This window comes from Microbacterium sp. AR7-10, from assembly GCF_001878835.1.
GTDB lineage: Bacteria > Actinomycetota > Actinomycetes > Actinomycetales > Microbacteriaceae > Microbacterium > Microbacterium commune.
The window spans coordinates 35,865-51,705 of sequence record NZ_MJIR01000033.1 but is presented as its reverse complement, the minus strand read 5'-3'; the positions used below and the strand labels follow the sequence as shown (position 1 = coordinate 51,705).

At 69.7% G+C, this 15,841-nt stretch carries 12 protein-coding genes; 6 read left to right on the top strand and 6 right to left on the bottom strand.

Translation table 11 applies throughout. From position 1 onward, the window contains the following. Positions 1 to 75 precede the first annotated feature (75 nt). From trxA to BFN01_RS02660, 4 genes are all read right to left on the bottom strand, one after another. On the bottom strand, positions 76 to 399 hold the full coding sequence (trxA, locus tag BFN01_RS02675; RefSeq protein WP_071641267.1) for a thioredoxin: 324 nt from the start codon (positions 397 to 399) through the stop codon (positions 76 to 78). Positions 400 to 491: 92 nt separating this feature from the next. Further along, positions 492 to 1,466 carry a thioredoxin-disulfide reductase gene (gene trxB, locus BFN01_RS02670; RefSeq protein ID WP_071641266.1) on the bottom strand — a complete coding sequence of 325 codons (975 nt, stop codon included), beginning with the start codon at positions 1,464 to 1,466 and terminating at the stop codon, positions 492 to 494. Between the two features lie 155 nt (positions 1,467 to 1,621). Beyond that, positions 1,622 to 3,244 carry a murein biosynthesis integral membrane protein MurJ gene (murJ, locus tag BFN01_RS02665; RefSeq protein WP_071641265.1) on the bottom strand — a complete coding sequence of 541 codons (1,623 nt, stop codon included), beginning with the start codon at positions 3,242 to 3,244 and terminating at the stop codon, positions 1,622 to 1,624. Further along, positions 3,241 to 5,352 carry a DUF6049 family protein gene (locus BFN01_RS02660; protein WP_071641263.1) on the bottom strand — a complete coding sequence of 704 codons (2,112 nt, stop codon included), beginning with the start codon at positions 5,350 to 5,352 and terminating at the stop codon, positions 3,241 to 3,243. The genes murJ and BFN01_RS02660 overlap by 4 nt, the downstream gene beginning before the upstream one ends. Before the next feature lie 58 nt (positions 5,353 to 5,410). On the opposite strand from BFN01_RS02660, the gene BFN01_RS02655 reads away from it, so the two are divergent. The 3 genes from BFN01_RS02655 (at position 5,411) to BFN01_RS02645 (ending at position 9,534) form a co-directional block, all read left to right on the top strand. Beyond that, positions 5,411 to 6,952, top strand: a complete 1,542-nt coding sequence (locus tag BFN01_RS02655; protein WP_071641260.1) for a methyltransferase — start codon at positions 5,411 to 5,413, stop codon at positions 6,950 to 6,952. A 29-nt stretch (positions 6,953 to 6,981) separates the two neighbouring features. Continuing rightward, positions 6,982 to 8,040 carry an LLM class flavin-dependent oxidoreductase gene (locus BFN01_RS02650; protein ID WP_071641258.1) on the top strand — a complete coding sequence of 353 codons (1,059 nt, stop codon included), beginning with the start codon at positions 6,982 to 6,984 and terminating at the stop codon, positions 8,038 to 8,040. A gap of 66 nt (positions 8,041 to 8,106) precedes the next feature. Then, the gene (locus tag BFN01_RS02645) at positions 8,107 to 9,534 is read left to right on the top strand and encodes a CCA tRNA nucleotidyltransferase (RefSeq protein WP_071641254.1); all 1,428 of its coding nucleotides are present in this window, start codon (positions 8,107 to 8,109) and stop codon (positions 9,532 to 9,534) included. 28 nt (positions 9,535 to 9,562) lie between these two features. On the opposite strand, the gene BFN01_RS02640 is transcribed toward BFN01_RS02645, so the two are convergent. Beyond that, complete coding sequence (locus BFN01_RS02640) at positions 9,563 to 10,597, bottom strand: NAD(P)-dependent alcohol dehydrogenase (protein ID WP_071641252.1); 1,035 nt, start codon at positions 10,595 to 10,597, stop codon at positions 9,563 to 9,565. A 214-nt stretch (positions 10,598 to 10,811) separates the two neighbouring features. Between BFN01_RS02640 and BFN01_RS02635 the strand changes: the two genes are divergently transcribed. From BFN01_RS02635 to BFN01_RS02625, 3 genes are all read left to right on the top strand, one after another. Next, on the top strand, positions 10,812 to 12,146 hold the full coding sequence (locus BFN01_RS02635) for a GAF domain-containing protein (protein ID WP_071641250.1): 1,335 nt from the start codon (positions 10,812 to 10,814) through the stop codon (positions 12,144 to 12,146). Between the two features lie 191 nt (positions 12,147 to 12,337). After that, complete coding sequence (locus tag BFN01_RS02630) at positions 12,338 to 13,885, top strand: aldehyde dehydrogenase family protein (RefSeq protein ID WP_071641244.1); 1,548 nt, start codon at positions 12,338 to 12,340, stop codon at positions 13,883 to 13,885. Between the two features lie 72 nt (positions 13,886 to 13,957). After that, a complete protein-coding gene (locus BFN01_RS02625; RefSeq protein ID WP_083428600.1) occupies positions 13,958 to 14,353 on the top strand; it encodes a DUF779 domain-containing protein in 396 nt (131 codons plus the stop codon). An 86-nt stretch (positions 14,354 to 14,439) separates the two neighbouring features. Here the strand turns inward: BFN01_RS02625 and BFN01_RS02620 are convergent, their stop codons facing one another. Beyond that, on the bottom strand, positions 14,440 to 15,630 hold the full coding sequence (locus tag BFN01_RS02620; RefSeq protein ID WP_071641242.1) for a hypothetical protein: 1,191 nt from the start codon (positions 15,628 to 15,630) through the stop codon (positions 14,440 to 14,442). Positions 15,631 to 15,841: the final 211 nt, after the last annotated feature.

The following is a 15,841-nucleotide window of genomic DNA, read 5'->3' as shown; positions in this document are numbered from 1 at the left end:
GTGGGTGCGTTCGACCGCAGGGATGCAGAAGAGCCCGCCACCGTGAGGTGACGGGCTCTTCTGAAGACCGGGGGATCAGCCGATGAACGGGGCGAGCTCCTGCTCGAGCGCGAACTTCGGCTTGGCGCCGATGATGGTCGTCTTGACCTCACCGCCCTGGAACACCTTCATCGCCGGAATCGAGGTGATCTGGTACTTCATGGCCAGATCGGGGTTCTCGTCGACGTTGAGCTTGAGGATGGTGATCTTGTCGGGGTTCTCGGCCTGGATCTCGTCGAGCACGGGCGCGACCATGCGACACGGCCCGCACCACGCGGCCCAGAAGTCGACCAGCACGGGTCCGTCGGCCTGCAGAACGTCCTGCTCCCAGGTGGCCTGAGTGGTTGCCTTGGCAGTCATGGATTGTCTCCTTGTTCGGTGTCCATCTGGTCAAACGTCAGATGGCCGGTTTCTGTTCCCGCGACCGCGCAGAGCGGCGGCGGGGTGCGGTCTCAGCCGACGATGATCTCGGCGGCCACGGCGGCCGGCTCTTCGACCGAGGCGTCTTCGAGGTCGGCGATGAAGTGCTCGGCATCGAGCGCGGCGACGACACCCGATCCCGCGGCAGTGGCAGCCTGACGGTATGTCGGGTCGATCACGTCACCGGCGGCGAACACACCGGGGACCGAGGTGCGCGACGAGCGACCGTCGACCCAGATCGTTCCGGCATCGGTGAGCTGCAGCTTGTCGTGCACGAGGTGCGTGCGCGGGTCGTTGCCGATCGCGACGAAGACGCCGTCGACGGCGAGCTCACGGGTCGAGTCGTCGACAGTCGAGCGCAGCCGTACGCCGGTCACCGAGTCGCCGCCGAGGATCTCGTCGACGGTGCTGTTCCAGACGAACTCGATCTTCTCGTTGGCGAACGCCCTCTCCTGCATGATCTTCGATGCGCGCAGGGAGTCCTTGCGGTGGATGACGTACACCTTCGATGCGAAGCGGGTGAGGAAGGTCGCCTCCTCCATGGCCGAGTCGCCGCCGCCGACGACCGCGATCTCCTTCTCGCGGAAGAAGAAGCCGTCGCATGTCGCACACCACGAGACGCCGTAGCCGGAGAGGCGCTCCTCGCCCTCGATGCCGAGCTTGCGGTAGGCAGAGCCGGTGGCGTAGATGATCGTGGCCGCCTCATGAACGGCGCCGCTGCCCAGGGTGACCTTCTTGACCGGTCCGTCGAGCTGAAGCTCGGTGACGTCGTCGTAGAGCACCTCGGTACCGAACTTCTCGGCCTGCGCCTGCATCTTGGCCATCAGATCCGGACCCTGGATCCCCTCGGGGAATCCGGGGAAGTTCTCGACGTCGGTCGTGTTCATCAGCTCGCCGCCGACCTCGACGGAGCTGGCGACCAGCAGCGGCGTGAGGTTGGCGCGCGCCGCATAGATCGCGGCCGTGAATCCGGCTGGTCCGGAGCCGATGATGATGACCTGACGCATGTGCTCTCCTAAGGCTGCGGATGTCCGGCAGGCGCGGGATGATCCGCGTCGTCTGCTTCAACCCATGGTAGCCGCGCGGCATTCCCCTGCGCGGGGCGGGTGTGCTCGGTGGAACGACGAATCCGGATGCCCGGTCGGGGCGACCCGGAGGGGGGTCAGCGTCCGGGCAGGATCCGCCTGATCAGTCCGCGGGCCGCGCTCATCTCCGGTGCCCGCAGCAGGAGCAGGACGAGGGCGTAGACGATCACGGCGACGAGCCCTATGACACCTGTTCCGACCGCGCCGAGCAGCTTGTCGACGAACGTGGAGCCGGTCTGCCCTGCCGTCCAGCCCGCGTCTGCGCCGAGCAGCAGGTACGTCCCCCACCCGGCGAGTCCGGCGGGCACCGCGGCGATCACGAAACGACCGAGAGAGAGCAGCGTCTGCGGCAGCTCGAGACCGCCCAGGCGGTGGCGCAGGATGAGCACCGCGATCACCGTCTGCACGAGGCCGGCGATCGACTGTCCGAGCGCGACGGCCGCGGCGAGCTGGCTGAGCGGGGCCACCGCGGCGGCGAGGTACGAGAAGCCGATGATCAGGCTCACCTGCACGAGGGTGAACACGAACGGTGTGCGGGTGTCGCCGAAGGCGTAGAACGCGCGCTGCACGATGAACAGCACCGACAGCGGCAGGAGTCCGATGAGGTAGCAGACCAGCACGGGCGCCGCGGCGACGGCATCCGCGGGGCTCTCGGTGAAGATGCGCGTGGCCGGCACCGCGGCGACGGCGAGGGCGATGCCCGAGCCGATGATGAACAGCGACACGACCCGGATGCACCGGGCGACGTCGCTGCGCACCTCGTCGCGCCGGTTCGCGTGCGCGTGCTCGGCGATCTGCGTGAAGTACGGGGTGCCGATCGAGATCGCGAAGATCGAGTACGGCAGCATGAACACCAGCCAGGCGGCCTGCATCATGAACACCGACGGGTGGTCGCCCGACGAGTCGGTGACCACGCGCGTCTGGATGAGTCCGGCGATCTGGCCGGCGATCACCATGAGGAAGGTCCACCCGGCGAGCGTGCCGACCTGCCCGAGGCCGACGCCCTTCCACCGGAAGTCGGGGCGCAGGCGCAGCCCGGTGCGTCGCCAGGCGAAGAGCAGCAGCAGGGCCTGCACCGTGATGCCGAGCGTCGCGGTGCCGCCGAGCACGGCGATCATGGTCGGATCCCAGACGTCGACGCGGCTCTGATTGCCGCCGAACAGCGCGATGAAGACGAGGAAGCCCGCGATGGAGATGATGTTGTTCGCGACGGGGGTCCACGTGTACGGCCCGAAGACGCGCTTGGCGTTGAGAGTCTCGCCGATCAGGGCGTACAGGCCGTAGAAGAAGATCTGCGGCAGGCACCAGTACGCGAAGGCGGTGCCGAGGGCCAGCTGGTCGGGGCTGAATCCGTTCGAGGCGTACAGCCCGACGAGCCAGGGGGCGGCGAGCATCGCCGCGGCCGTCGCGCCGAGGAAGACGACCGTGCCGAGGGTGAACAGCTTGGATATGTAGCCCTCACCGCCGTCGGCGTGGCTGGCGGACTTCACGATCTGCGGGATGATCACCGCGGTGAGGATGCCCGTCTGGATGATCGTGAACACGTTGTTGGGCAGCTGGTTCGCGACCCCGAAGGCATCGCCCGCCTGACCGATCGTGCCGATCGCGGCGACGAGCACGATCGTGCGGACGAGACCGGTGATGCGCGAGATCAGCGTCCCTGCACCGAGAATGGCGCTGGCGCGGCCGAGACTTGTCACTGCTCTCCTTCTGCGGACCCGTTCGGCCCCTGGGTTCGGTGCCGGGCATCCGCTCTGCGCCGACGCACCATCCGCACGCTCCCGAGGATCAGCAGCACGACGATCACGCCGCCGAGGATGCCGAGGCCGATGCCCTCCCAGTCAGCGCGCAGCGTGACGTCGGCGACCTCCGGCTGCCCGATGGGCACGCCCGTCGGGCTTTCGAGCCAGAAGCTCACGTCGACGCGGCCACTTGCGACGCGCGCCTCGATCGGCACGTCGACGCGCGTCGAGCTCGAGGCGAGCGCGGTCACCTCGGTCGCCGGCTGGATGTCGAGACGGTTGTCGGACGGCGTGCTGTACAGGGTGACCGAGACCGGCCACGGCAGGTCGTTGCGCACCCAGACCGGCAGCGGTGCCGCCGAGGTGAACAGCTGCACGGGTTTCGGCTGCACGACGTTCACCGACGTGAGGGTCGTCGTCACGCGCGCGGCGTGGGCGGCCGCACGCTCCGTGAACTCCTCGTCGTCGAGGCCGACCCCGATCACTCTGAGCATGCGGATGCGGTCCGGCACGAGCAGGACGGCCGGCTCCTCGAGGATCGTCGCAAACGCGGTGAGCCGGTCTGCGGCGGCCATCATGCTGTTCAGCTCGCCGACGCGCGCGCCCGGCGTCGTGTCGGCGAGCGAGACGGATGCCGGTTCCCCCGCGCGCAGCGTGCTCAGCGTCGCGCCCGGGGTGGCGAACGAGACGAGGGCCGTGCGCAGCGCCTCGGCGGAGCGGGTCTCGGATCGCTCCAGCGCGACAGCCGTGAGCGCGCTGCGCTGCTCGGCGAAGAAGAGGTGCCCGGCGGCCGCGGCCATCTCGGCGTCCGCGGAGGCGGAATCGGTGCGCTCGACGGCGGCGGACAGCCGAGCGGATGCCGCCGCATCGGTGATCAGCAGGTCGTGTGCGTCGACCGCGCTGTGCACGGCCGCATCGTTCTGCACGGACGTGGAGGGCAGGATCGTCGTCGTCTTGTCGCCGAGGTACGTGGCGAACGCGGCGAGATCCTGCCCGGTCACCGACGGACGCGGCCAGAGGATGCTGCCCTGGGCACCGCGCACGGCCGTCAGCTCGCCGCTCTCGGGCAGGTCGGGCTCCGCCGTCGGGAGGGGAGTGGGGGTGGGCTCCGATGTCGGCTCCAGCTTCGGATCCACGGCGGGGAAGTCCGCGGGGTCGAGAAGCGGGGTCAGGTCCGGGGTCCCCAGCAGCTCTGAGCGACCGGCCTGGGCCTGGACCGTGGCATCCGCGTCGCCGAACTGCAGGGTGAACATGTCGTTCGGCAGCGCCTCGAACCGGTCCAGCCACTGGGTGGAGCTCGCGGGAGCGCGGTCGCCGAGCACGCGGATCGATGCGGGGATCGCCGGGTCGATCGCCAGGATCGCGCTGGTGCCCGAGACGGCGTCGATCAGTTCGGCGAGCGATCCGCCGTCGGAGGTGAGCGTCGTCAGCTCGTCGGCGGTGAGCAGGGCGCCGTTCTCGGGTGTCGCCGTGACCGGCACGATCACGGCCGTGCGCGCGTCGGAGGGCGCCGGGACGACCAGCACCGATCCGGCCGTGACGCTCAACGGCATGCTCTTCGCGCCCGCATCAGTGGTGATCGTGCCCGTGAGTCGAGCCTTGAGCGGATAGACACCGGGGGCCAGCTCGCCCAGCGCGGTGGGCTCGACGGTCAGGTCGATCGTCTCGGCAGATCCGTCGCCGACCGCGGGTGAGCTCTCGACCGCGACGGTGCGGAAGGCGCCGCCGACGGCGTCGCCGTCGAGCCAGGCATCGAGCGCGGCGCCGTCGGCGAGGGCCGTGGTGTTCAGCTCGACGCTGACGCTGCCCGCGGTGAGGTCGCCGTCGGTGGGGTTCTCGATCGTCACGCTGCCGAGCAGGGGCGTGCCGGGCGCGACCTGGCCGGTGTCGCCGACCGAGAGGAACATCTCCACGGCCGACTCGGCCGGCTGCTCGGCATCCTCGGCGGCGGCCGGGGCGGGTGCGACGGAGAGGCCGAGGGAGCCGACGACGAGTGCCGCGGCGAGGCGGCCCAGCAGCCGCCGCGCGCGCGGGCGTCTGCCTTCGCGATGGAGTGTCGAGATCATGATTGCGGGTCGCCGGATGCCAGCACCGACGACGCCCCCGATTCTAGGCCGCACCGGCATGGGAACCCTGAAGGCGCGTAGAGTGACCGCCGTGCCCGAACGCGCCCAGCCCCGCCCCGACTCCTCTCTGTCACGGGCGCTCGCCGCGGACCTGGACGCAGCCGACTTCCGCTCCGAGCCGCTGCGGTCGCTGTGGGGCGAGGAAGCCGACGACGCGCTCGGCCGCGGGCTGCGGGAGCCGATCCTGCGCGCACTGGACTCCCGCGACGACGTGCTTCCCACGCTGGGCCGACTGTGGGTGCTCGGGATGCCGCAGCCGCAGCACGCCGTCGAGCGCGCGCTGCCCGGGGTGGGCGTGGCAGGAGCGGTCGCGTTGGGCCTCGTCCGCGTCGACGGTGAGAGCGTGCACCCCGAGGCCCTCATCCGCCCCCAGTCGTTCGTCGATGCCGACGGGGTGGGCGAGTGGTGGATCGCCAGCGACCTCGACGAGATCGCCCTCGGCACGGCACTGCCCGCCGATCACGTGCTCGGCGTCGGCGGTGCGTCGCGCACGCTGGGCGAGCTGATCATCCCCGTGCCCGTCGAGCGGGCGCTCGACTTGGGCACCGGATGCGGCATCCAGGCTCTGCTGGTGTCGCGGCACGCGGTGCGGGTGGTGGCCACCGACATCTCGGCACGCGCTCTCGCCTACGCCGAGCTGAACGCGCAGCTCAACGGCGTGCACAACATCGAGTTCCGCCTCGGCAGTCTCTTCGAGCCGGTGGCGGGGGAGAGGTTCGACCTGGTCGTGTCGAATCCGCCGTTCGTGATCACGCCGCGCGCGACCGGGGTGCCCGAGTACGAGTACCGTGACGGCGGCCTGGTCGGGGATGCCCTCGTCGAGGAGTTCCTGCGCCGCGCGCCCGCGCATCTCGCCCCCGGCGGCATCGCGCAGCTGCTCGGCAACTGGGAGTCCCGCGCCGGTGCGCGGGGGCTGGACCGTGTGCGCTCGTGGGTCGACGACGATCTCGATGCGTGGGTGATCCAGCGCGAAGAGCTCACGCCGCTCGGATACGCCGAACTGTGGATCCGCGATGGGGGCGCGCTGCCGCGCGATGCCGACTTCACCCGCCTGCTCACCGCCTGGCTCGACGACTTCGCCGACCGCGGCGTGACGGCGGTCGGCTTCGGGTACATCCTGCTGCGCCGTCCGGCGCCGGGTGCCGCCGTGCTCCGCCGCTTCGAGAGCATCTCGCAGCCCGTGTCGAACCTGGGCCGCGCGCTCGGGGCGGGTCTCGCCGCACACGACGCGCTGGCCGACGGCATCCCGGACCGCCTGATCGTCGCGCCCGACGTGACCGAGGCGCGGCACCTCATGCCAGGGGAGGACGACCCGAGCGTCATCGAGCTGCGCCAGGGCGGCGGATTCGCGCGCACGATCGGCGTCGACAGCGCGCTCGCCGGTTTCGTCGGAGCGTGCGACGGCGAGCTGACCGTGGGGCAGATCGTGGCCGCGCTCTCCGATCTGTTCGACGTGCCGCTCGCCGATCTCTGGGCCGACATCGAGCCGCGCATCCGCCGCCTGGTGATCGACGGGCTGCTGCTTCCCGCGGGGGAATAGCCGCCGTCTTTCATGCGTTTGCATACGACATGAAGGCATTCGGCTTCCTCTCCTTCGGGCACTACGCAGACGTGCCCGGCTCCCTGACCCGCACCGCCGGCGACATGCTGCGCCAGACGATCGAGATCGCCGAGGGCGCCGATGAGATGGGCGTCAACGGCGCCTACGTGCGCGTGCACCACTGGGCGCGCCAGGCGGCCTCGCCCATGCCGCTGCTGTCGGCCATGGCCGCGCGCACCAAGCGCATCGAGGTCGGCACCGGTGTGATCGACATGCGCTACGAGAACCCGTTCCAGTTCGCCGAGGAGGCCGCCGCGCTCGACCTCATCGCCGACGGCCGCATCGCCCTCGGTGTGAGCCGCGGGTCACCCGAGACGGCACTGCGCGGTTACGAGACCTTCGGCTTCCGCGATGAGGAGGACACCGAGCGCGGCAGCGTGCTGGCGCGGGAGAAGTTCGACCTCTTCCTCAAGGTGATCGACGGCGAGCGCATCGCTCCGGGCGACCCGCGCATGGTCGGAGCAGGTCACTACCTCGCCATCGAGCCGCAGTCGCCCACCCTGCGGGAGCACATCTGGTGGGGCGCCGGCTCGCGGGCGACGGCCGAGGCCACCGGGCGGATGGGCCTGAACATGATGAGCTCGACCCTGCTCACCGAGGCGACCGGCCAGCCGTTCCACGAGCTGCAGCGCGAGCAGATCGACCTGTTCCGTGCCGCATACCGGGATGCCGGCCACACCGGCGCACCACGGGTGTCGGTGAGCCGCAGCGTGTTCCCGCTGGTCAGCGACCGCGACCGGGCGTACTTCGGTCTGCGCTCCCGCGAGAACAGCGACCAGGTCGGCATCATCGACGGCTACCGCTCCACGTTCGGCAAGACGTACGCGGCCGAGCCCGACGAGCTGATCGAGCAGCTGAAGGCCGACGAGGCCGTGATGGCGGCGGACACGCTCATGCTCACCATCCCGAATCAGCTCGGCCCGGAGTACAACCTGCACGTGCTGCAGGCCTTCGCCGAGCACGTCGCCCCCGCGCTGGGCTGGAAGCCGAACACCGAGGGGCCGGTGCAGGGCGACCCGATTCGCTGACCGCCGTCCGCGTCTCGGGCGCGTGCGGAACCGGTGAGCGCGCGCGGCGCCGGTACCCTTGAATCCATGCTCAATATGGCCGAGGGCCTGTCCCGACTCGGCGCGCTCGCCGCGAACCCCGTCGTCAGCACCCTCGCGACCGTTTTCGCGGATGCGGGCTTCGACCTCGCCGTCGTCGGCGGTCCGGTGCGCGACGCGCTGCTCGGCCGCGAGACGCACGACCTCGACTTCACGACGAACGCACGCCCCGACGACATCCTCCGGATCGTCACCCCGATCTCCAGCACCCAGTGGGACATCGGCCGCGCCTTCGGCACCATCGGCGCGCGGGTGCAGGGCGAGCAGGTCGAGATCACCACGTACCGTGCCGACAGCTACGACGGCGTCACCCGTAAGCCGGTCGTCGAGTTCGGCGACACCATCGACGGAGACCTGCTGCGGCGCGACTTCACCGTCAACGCCATGGCGCTGCAGGTTCCGGCGGTCAAGCTGATCGATCCGACGAGCGGCGTCGAGGACCTCGTCTCTGGCATCCTGCGCACGCCGATCGACCCGGCGATCAGCTTCGGCGACGACCCGCTGCGGATGCTGCGGGCGGCGCGCTTCAGCGCCCAGCTCGGCTTCTCGATCGAGGATGCCACCTTCGCCGCCGTCGAGAAGCTGCGCGAGACGCTGACGATCGTCAGCCCCGAGCGCGTGCAGGGCGAACTCGTGCGGCTCATGCAGACCGACGACCCGGTCCGCGGCATCCGGGTGCTGGTCGAGAGCGGACTGATCGAGGAGTTCCTGCCCGAGGTGAGTGCGCTGCGACTCGAGGTCGACGAGCACCACCACCACAAGGACGTCTACGAGCACTCGCTGACCGTGGTGCGTCAGGCGATCGAGCTCGAGAAGTCCCGCAACCCGGGCGCCGCAGCCGACGTGCCGCTGCGCCTGGCCGCTCTGCTGCACGACATCGGCAAGCCGCGCACCCGCAAGCTCGAGAACGGCGGAGGGGTCACCTTCCACCATCACGACGTGGTCGGTGCGCGCATGGCGCGAAAGCGCCTGCAGGCCCTGCGCTTCGACAGCGCCACGACCGATGCGGTCGCCAAGCTGATCGAGCTGCACCTGCGCTTCTTCGGCTACGCCGAGGGCGCCTGGACCGATTCCGCCGTGCGGCGATACGTCCGCGACGCCGGCGACGTCGTCGAGCGCCTGCACATCCTCGTGCGCGCCGACGTGACCACCCGCAACCGGCGCAAGGCCGCTCGCCTGGCCTCCGCCTACGACGACATCGAGCGGCGCATCGTCGAGCTGCGCGAGCAGGAGGAGCTCGACAGCATCCGTCCCGAGCTCGACGGCAACCAGATCCAGCAGATCCTGGGCATCACCCCGGGGCGCGAGGTCGGCGACGCGTACCGCTTCCTGCTCGAGGTGCGGCTGGATGAGGGTGTGATCGGCCCGGATGCCGCGGAGCAGCGTCTGCGCGAATGGTGGGCCGCGCGCGGCTGAGCTGCGCGGCATCCGGACCGCACGGGTGTCAGGGCACGACCACCGCGCGACCCTGCACCTTGCCGTCGTGCAGTCGCGTGTACGCGTCCACGGCCTGCTCCATCGAGTAGCGCTCGACGTGCACGCCCACCGAACCGGTCTGCGCGAGGGACAGCACCTCCATCAGCTCGCTGCGCGTGCCCCAGTACGGGGCCCGCACCGACGCGCCGAAGGGGGTGGAGAAGAACCCGGTGGGCAGCAGCCCGCCACCGATCCCGACGATCTGGATGTCGCCGTCGACGGCGACGACCTGGCGCGCGATGTCGAGAGTCGGCTGCACGCCGGTGAAGTCGAACACCGCCTCGGCGCCTCGCCCGTTCGTGAGCCGCCGGATCTCGTCGACGGCCGAGTCGTCGGACATCAGGGCGTGATGGGCTCCGACGTCGCGAGCCAGCGCCAGCTTCTCGTCGGCGATGTCGAGGGCGATGACGGTCGCCGAGGTGACCGCGCGCAGCACCTGGATGCCCACGTGTCCCAGACCGCCGGTGCCGATGACCACGGCGGTCGTGCCGGCGACGAGCTTGTCCTTCGACGACATGATCGCGTGGTACGGGGTGAGTCCCGCGTCGGTCAGCGACACGGTCTCGACCGGGTCCATGTCGCCGATCGGGACGAGATGGCGGGCATCGTCGATGATCACGTACTCGGCCATCGCGCCCGGGGAGCCGAGCCCGGGAGGCTGGATGCCGAGCTCCGCAGCTCGCGTGCAGTAGTTCTCTGCGCCGCGCGCGCAGGCGTGACACTGCCCGCATCCCCACGGTCCGTAGATGGCATAGGAGGCGCCGAGCTCGATGCCCTCCACGCCGTCGCCGAGCTTGTCCGCGATGCCGACCCCCTCGTGCCCCAGCGTGAGCGGCAGACCGTAGATGTACTGCTCGGCCGGCAGGCCCATCACGAACCAGTCGGAATGGCAGAGGCCCGCGGCCGTGACCTTGACGCGTATCTGACCCGGCCCGGGCTCGGGAGTCTCGATCTCGACCAGCTCTGGTCCCTGTCCGATCGTGCGGTACTGGATGGCCTTCATCGTGCTACCCCTTCGTGTGAGACCACGGCGGCGATCGCGACCGTGTGCGTCTTCAGCATCCCCTATCGGCGGGCCCGCCGGAACCCCGGCCGGCCGGGAATATCGCTGTGCGCGAGCCGGGTCCGATGGTGCACGCGCGGGGCCAACCGAGGGGTGTGATCGCCGGGCATCCGATCTACACTGGGCACACCCGTCAGCGCTGATCGGAGCGTCCATGCCTTCACCGTGGTCGTCATCGCGCGATGCCTTCCCTGAGGTGTCGCGACTTCTGATCGAGCGCGCGCACGAGGAGCTCGTCGCCGGCAACCTCGACGACACCCGCCTGCAGCAGGTGCGACCGCTGGTGCGCGCCTCATGGGAGCGCGCCTGGCAGAGCCGCGTGGGCGCCGAGGGCCGGCCGCCCCTGGAACTCGGTCAGGAGACGCTGGAAGCGTATCGTTCCGGGCATCCGCTCGCCTCGGTGATGGATCTCATCCGCTCGCTGCTGCTGCCAGGCAGCGCGGAGGACTCCGGCGTCGTCGTCGCCGTCGGCGATCACGCCGGGCGCCTGCTGTGGGTGGAGGGAGATCTGCGCCAGCGCCTGCTGTCGGGCGAGATGGGATTCGTCGAGGGCGCCAACTGGTCGGAGCAGATGGTCGGCACCTCGGCCCCTGGCACCGCCCTCGCCCTCGGCGAGTCGGTGCAGATCCACCACGCCGAGCACTACAACCGCCTCGTGCAGCCCTGGTCGTGCACGGCCGCGCCCGTATTCGACCCCGAGACGCGGCGCGTCCTCGGTGTGATCGACGTCACGGGTGGGGCGGAGGCGGTCACGCCGCAGGCGCGGATGCTGGTGGATGCCACGGCTCGAGCCGTCGAATCCGAACTGCTCGTCGCCCGGCTGCGGGCGCGCAGCGGGGCGGGGCGCAGCGGGGCGGGGCGATCGTCCGGGCGAGTGCGTCGCTCCACCGGGCGCGCCCGGCTGCAGGTGCTGGCCCGCGATCGCGCGCGGCTCGAGCTGATGGCCGATGACGGCGAGACGGTCGTGGAGCTCAGCGCGCGGCACGCCGAGATCCTGCTCATGCTGGCCGTGCACCGCCACGGGCTCTCGGCTGAACGGCTCACCGAGCTCGTCTACGGCGACTCCGCGACGGCCGACACGCTGCGGCCGGAGATGGTGCGGCTGCGCAAGATCCTCGAGCGCGTCTCACCCGATCTCGTGCCCCAGTCACGCCCCTACCGGCTCACGGCACCGCTCGAGACCGACGCGCAGAACGTGCTCTCGCTCCTCGACCGAGGGGCGCACCGGGTGGCCCTGAGTGCCTACACCGGCGCGGTGCTGCCCGAATCGACGGCTCCCGGCGTCGAGGAGTTCCGCGACACCGTGCGCGCGGCGCTGCACGAGGCGATGGTCACCGAGGCCAGCCTCGACGTGCTCCTCGCCTACGGGGAGATCCCCGAGGGGCAGAACGACGCCGAGGCGCTGCGGCTGTGCCTCGAGATGCTGCCGGCCCGCTCGCCGCGACGTGCAGGCCTGGTCGCGCGGATCGAGCGTCTCGACGCCGGGTGACCCACATCCGTTCGAATCGCTCACCTTGTCGCTGCCGGCCGCCCGTTCCGGCCAGTTGAGCGATTCGAAAGCCGGAAGGGTCCGCCGCAACCGACTGCAACGTTGCGCACCCGGGTGCAACGTCCGGCGACCTACCTTCGTATCCAACAGCCGCGCAGCATCGAGGCCGCGGCCCGTCGAAGGAGTCACCGATGACCATCGTCGAAGAAGACGTGTCCACCGCCTACGCCGCCCCCGGCCAGCCCGGCGCGGTCGCGAACTACCGTGCCCGCTACGGCCACTACATCGGCGGCGAGTTCGTCGAACCGGCCAAGGGCCAGTACTTCGAGAACATCAGCCCCGTCAACGGCAAGCCGTTCACCGAGGTCGCCCGCGGCACGGCGGAAGACGTCGACCGCGCGGTGGATGTCGCCTGGAAGGCGTTCGAGTCGTGGAGGCGCACCTCGCCCGCCGAGCGCTCCGTGATCCTCAACAGGATCGCCGACCGCATCGAGGAGAACCTCGAGATGATCGCGGTCGCCGAGACGTGGGAGAACGGCAAGCCGGTGCGTGAGACGCTCGCCGCCGACATCCCGCTCGCGATCGACCACTTCCGCTACTTCGCGGGCGTGCTGCGCGGGCAGGAGGGCGGCATCAGCCAGCTCGACGAGAACACCGTCGCGTACCACTTCCACGAGCCGCTGGGAGTCGTCGGCCAGATCATCCCGTGGAACTTCCCGATCCTCATGGCCACGTGGAAGCTCGCCCCCGCTCTCGCCGCCGGCAACTGCGTGGTCATCAAGCCGGCCGAGCAGACTCCGGCGTCGCTGCTGTTCCTGTTCGAGATCATCGGCGATCTGCTGCCCGCAGGTGTCGTGAACATCGTCAACGGGTTCGGCATCGAGGCCGGCGCACCGCTCGCTCAGCACAAGCGCATCCGCAAGGTCGCGTTCACCGGTGAGACCACGACGGGCCGGCTGATCATGCAGTACGCGTCGCAGAACCTCATCCCCGTCACCCTCGAGCTCGGCGGCAAGTCGCCGAACGTCTTCTTCGAGGATGTCGCCCGCGCCGAAGACCCGTACTACGACAAGGCGCTCGAGGGATTCACGATGTTCGCGCTCAATCAGGGCGAGGTCTGCACCTGTCCGTCGCGCGCGCTCATCCAGCGCTCGATCTACGACGGATTCCTCGCCGACGGGCTCGAACGTGTCGGCAAGGTCGTGCAGGGCAACCCGCTCGATCCCGCCACGATGATCGGCGCTCAGGCGTCGAACGACCAGCTCGAGAAGATCCTCAGCTACATCGACATCGGCAAGCAGGAGGGCGCGAAGCTGCTCACCGGCGGCGAGCGGGTCGACCTCGGCGGCGACCTCAGCGAGGGCTTCTACGTCGCGCCGACGGTCTTCGAGGGAACGAACGACATGCGCATCTTCCAGGAGGAGATCTTCGGTCCGGTGCTGTCGGTCACGAGCTTCAGCGACTTCGACGACGCGATCTCGATCGCCAACGACACGCTGTACGGCCTGGGCGCCGGTGTCTGGAGCCGCAGCGGAGACACCGCGTACCGCGCCGGACGCGCCATCGAGGCGGGTCGCGTGTGGACGAACACGTACCACCAGTACCCGGCGCACGCCGCGTTCGGCGGGTACAAGCAGTCGGGCGTCGGTCGCGAGAACCACAAGATGATGCTCGATCACTACCAGCAGACCAAGAATCTGCTCGTGTCGTACGCGGAAGGGCCGATGGGCTTCTTCTGATCGGCATCCACGGTCTCGGGCGGGCGTCGCGTGACGTCCGCCCGAGACCGACGGATTCGAGAGGAGCGGATGATGGTGAGTATCGGCAGATACCAACGGGTGGATGTATCGGATGCGGCCGCCGAGCTGTTGCGTGAGCTGACGACGCAGCACGGACCCCTGATGTTCCATCAGTCGGGCGGATGCTGCGACGGCTCGTCACCCATGTGCTACCCGGTCGGCATGTTCATCACCGGCCCCAGCGACGTGCTGCTGGGCCGGCTCGAGGTCGACGGTCTCGACCCGATCGAGGTGTTCATGTCGGAGTCGCAGTTCGAGTACTGGAAGTACACGCACCTCACGATCGACGTCGTGCCGGGCCGCGGTGCGGGGTTCAGTGTCGAGGGCCCCACCGGCATGCGGTTCCTGATCAGATCCCGGATGCTGAACGCCGCCGAGCTCGAGTACTTCGGGTTGGCGCCGGCATAGCATCCGGCCCGTGGGTGGGCCCATGTGGCCGCGTCGGGCGTGTGGAGGCGGCCATACGGGACCACCCCGGGCAGCGCGCCCCGGACTCAGCGGATGAAGAGGAGCGACAGCAGCCCGAACAGCTGCGGCAGCATCGCGACGCCGACGATGAGGACGATGACCACCACCGTCACCCACGAGAAGCCGGTGCGCAGGCGTCGACCCTGAGGGGCGACACCGGGTGGTGGCCGCAGCATGCCGGCCGGCGGCGCGAAGGGCAGCGCCGTCGGGGGCATCGGCGGGTGGTGCGGCCCCGCGGCCGCGGGTGTCTGGGCAGACGGATGCTGCGCCGGCGCCCCCTGCGCGAACCGCAGACGGTCATCGCGCCAGCGGGCCCACTGGTCGAACTTCGTCATCAGCGCACCGACCGTGCCGAACAGCCATGCCCAGGTGCTCACGTCCGTGGTCGAGGCGGGTCGGCGCATGTACAGGAACATCCAGTCGTCGACGATCTCCACGTCGAGCTGCGCCGCGTGATCGATGAACCTGGCCATGATGTCGGGGGTGAAGAGGTAGAGGGCGTCGGCTTCGTATCCGCTCGGGCAGTACAGCGTGAAGTGCTGGTCGAAGTCCCCCTCGAGCGAGAGCCTCTGGTCTTTCGAGAAGGTGGACGGCAGGTTCGAGCCGAGGGAGTTGTTGCCCAGCGCGTCGAGCACGATGTTGGGCAGCGGCACGTCGAGCTTCACCGCGACGTAGCCCCAGCTGTGCGTGGTCTTGTTCTTCCCGGAACCGGTGGTGTACGTGTAGTTGCCGAATTCGACGAAGCGCGGATGGTGGCCGCGCACGAGCTGCGAGGCCATCCGTGCGTCGCCTCGATGGAAGATCATGCCGGGAAGCGGCGGGTCGGCCACGAACGGGCGGAAGGTCATCGCGTTGGCTTCGGCGAACCGGGCGATCCGGTAGGTGCTCTCGCGCGTGCGGCGACGGGAGACGATGAACAGCGGGATGCCCACCGCAGCGAGCACCACAGGGATCAGCGCCGGCAGTGAGAACAGCGCGCCGACGCCGGGGTCTCCCGACGCCAGGCCCGAGATCATTCCGAACAGCGCGAAGCCGATGACCGGCAGGAACACCAGGCCGAAGACCACCGCGAAGATCACACCGATGACGATCTGCGTCCCGGATGTCGGGTTCTGCGCTTTGACCGCACGCCAGAACTCGTTCACCGCTCGGGGGTCGACGGGTTCTGTCAACGGCCTGGTCTCGAACGGGTGCTGCTGTGGTGCAGGAGCCGTCATCGACCCTCCGCTCGCTCGGCGATCCACTCCATACCTGAACGCTACCCGTCCCCTGGTCGCCGTCGATGTCGCCGTCGATGAAGCCGGCGATGAAGCAGGCGCTGAAGCAGCCGATCGGCGACCGGTCCGGGGCATCGTCATCGATCCGGTAGACTGTTGTGGTTGTCTGCCCGTCGGCATCCATTCGGGAAGCCGCGACAGACGACGTGCT

What these genes read in the sequence shown, in the direction of transcription:
- BFN01_RS02645 (WP_071641254.1), top strand. Translation starts at nt 8,107, where the DNA reads ATGCTCAATATGGCCGAGGGCCTGTCCCGACTCGGCGCGCTCGCCGCG.
- BFN01_RS02625 (WP_083428600.1), top strand. Translation starts at nt 13,958, where the DNA reads ATGGTGAGTATCGGCAGATACCAACGGGTGGATGTATCGGATGCGGCC.
- BFN01_RS02635 (WP_071641250.1), top strand. Translation starts at nt 10,812, where the DNA reads ATGCCTTCACCGTGGTCGTCATCGCGCGATGCCTTCCCTGAGGTGTCG.
- BFN01_RS02620 (WP_071641242.1), bottom strand. Translation starts at nt 15,630, where the DNA reads ATGACGGCTCCTGCACCACAGCAGCACCCGTTCGAGACCAGGCCGTTG.
- BFN01_RS02655 (WP_071641260.1), top strand. Translation starts at nt 5,411, where the DNA reads ATGGGAACCCTGAAGGCGCGTAGAGTGACCGCCGTGCCCGAACGCGCC.
- trxB (WP_071641266.1), bottom strand. Translation starts at nt 1,466, where the DNA reads ATGCGTCAGGTCATCATCATCGGCTCCGGACCAGCCGGATTCACGGCC.
- trxA (WP_071641267.1), bottom strand. Translation starts at nt 399, where the DNA reads ATGACTGCCAAGGCAACCACTCAGGCCACCTGGGAGCAGGACGTTCTG.
- BFN01_RS02630 (WP_071641244.1), top strand. Translation starts at nt 12,338, where the DNA reads ATGACCATCGTCGAAGAAGACGTGTCCACCGCCTACGCCGCCCCCGGC.
- BFN01_RS02640 (WP_071641252.1), bottom strand. Translation starts at nt 10,597, where the DNA reads ATGAAGGCCATCCAGTACCGCACGATCGGACAGGGACCAGAGCTGGTC.
- BFN01_RS02650 (WP_071641258.1), top strand. Translation starts at nt 6,982, where the DNA reads ATGAAGGCATTCGGCTTCCTCTCCTTCGGGCACTACGCAGACGTGCCC.
- BFN01_RS02660 (WP_071641263.1), bottom strand. Translation starts at nt 5,352, where the DNA reads ATGATCTCGACACTCCATCGCGAAGGCAGACGCCCGCGCGCGCGGCGG.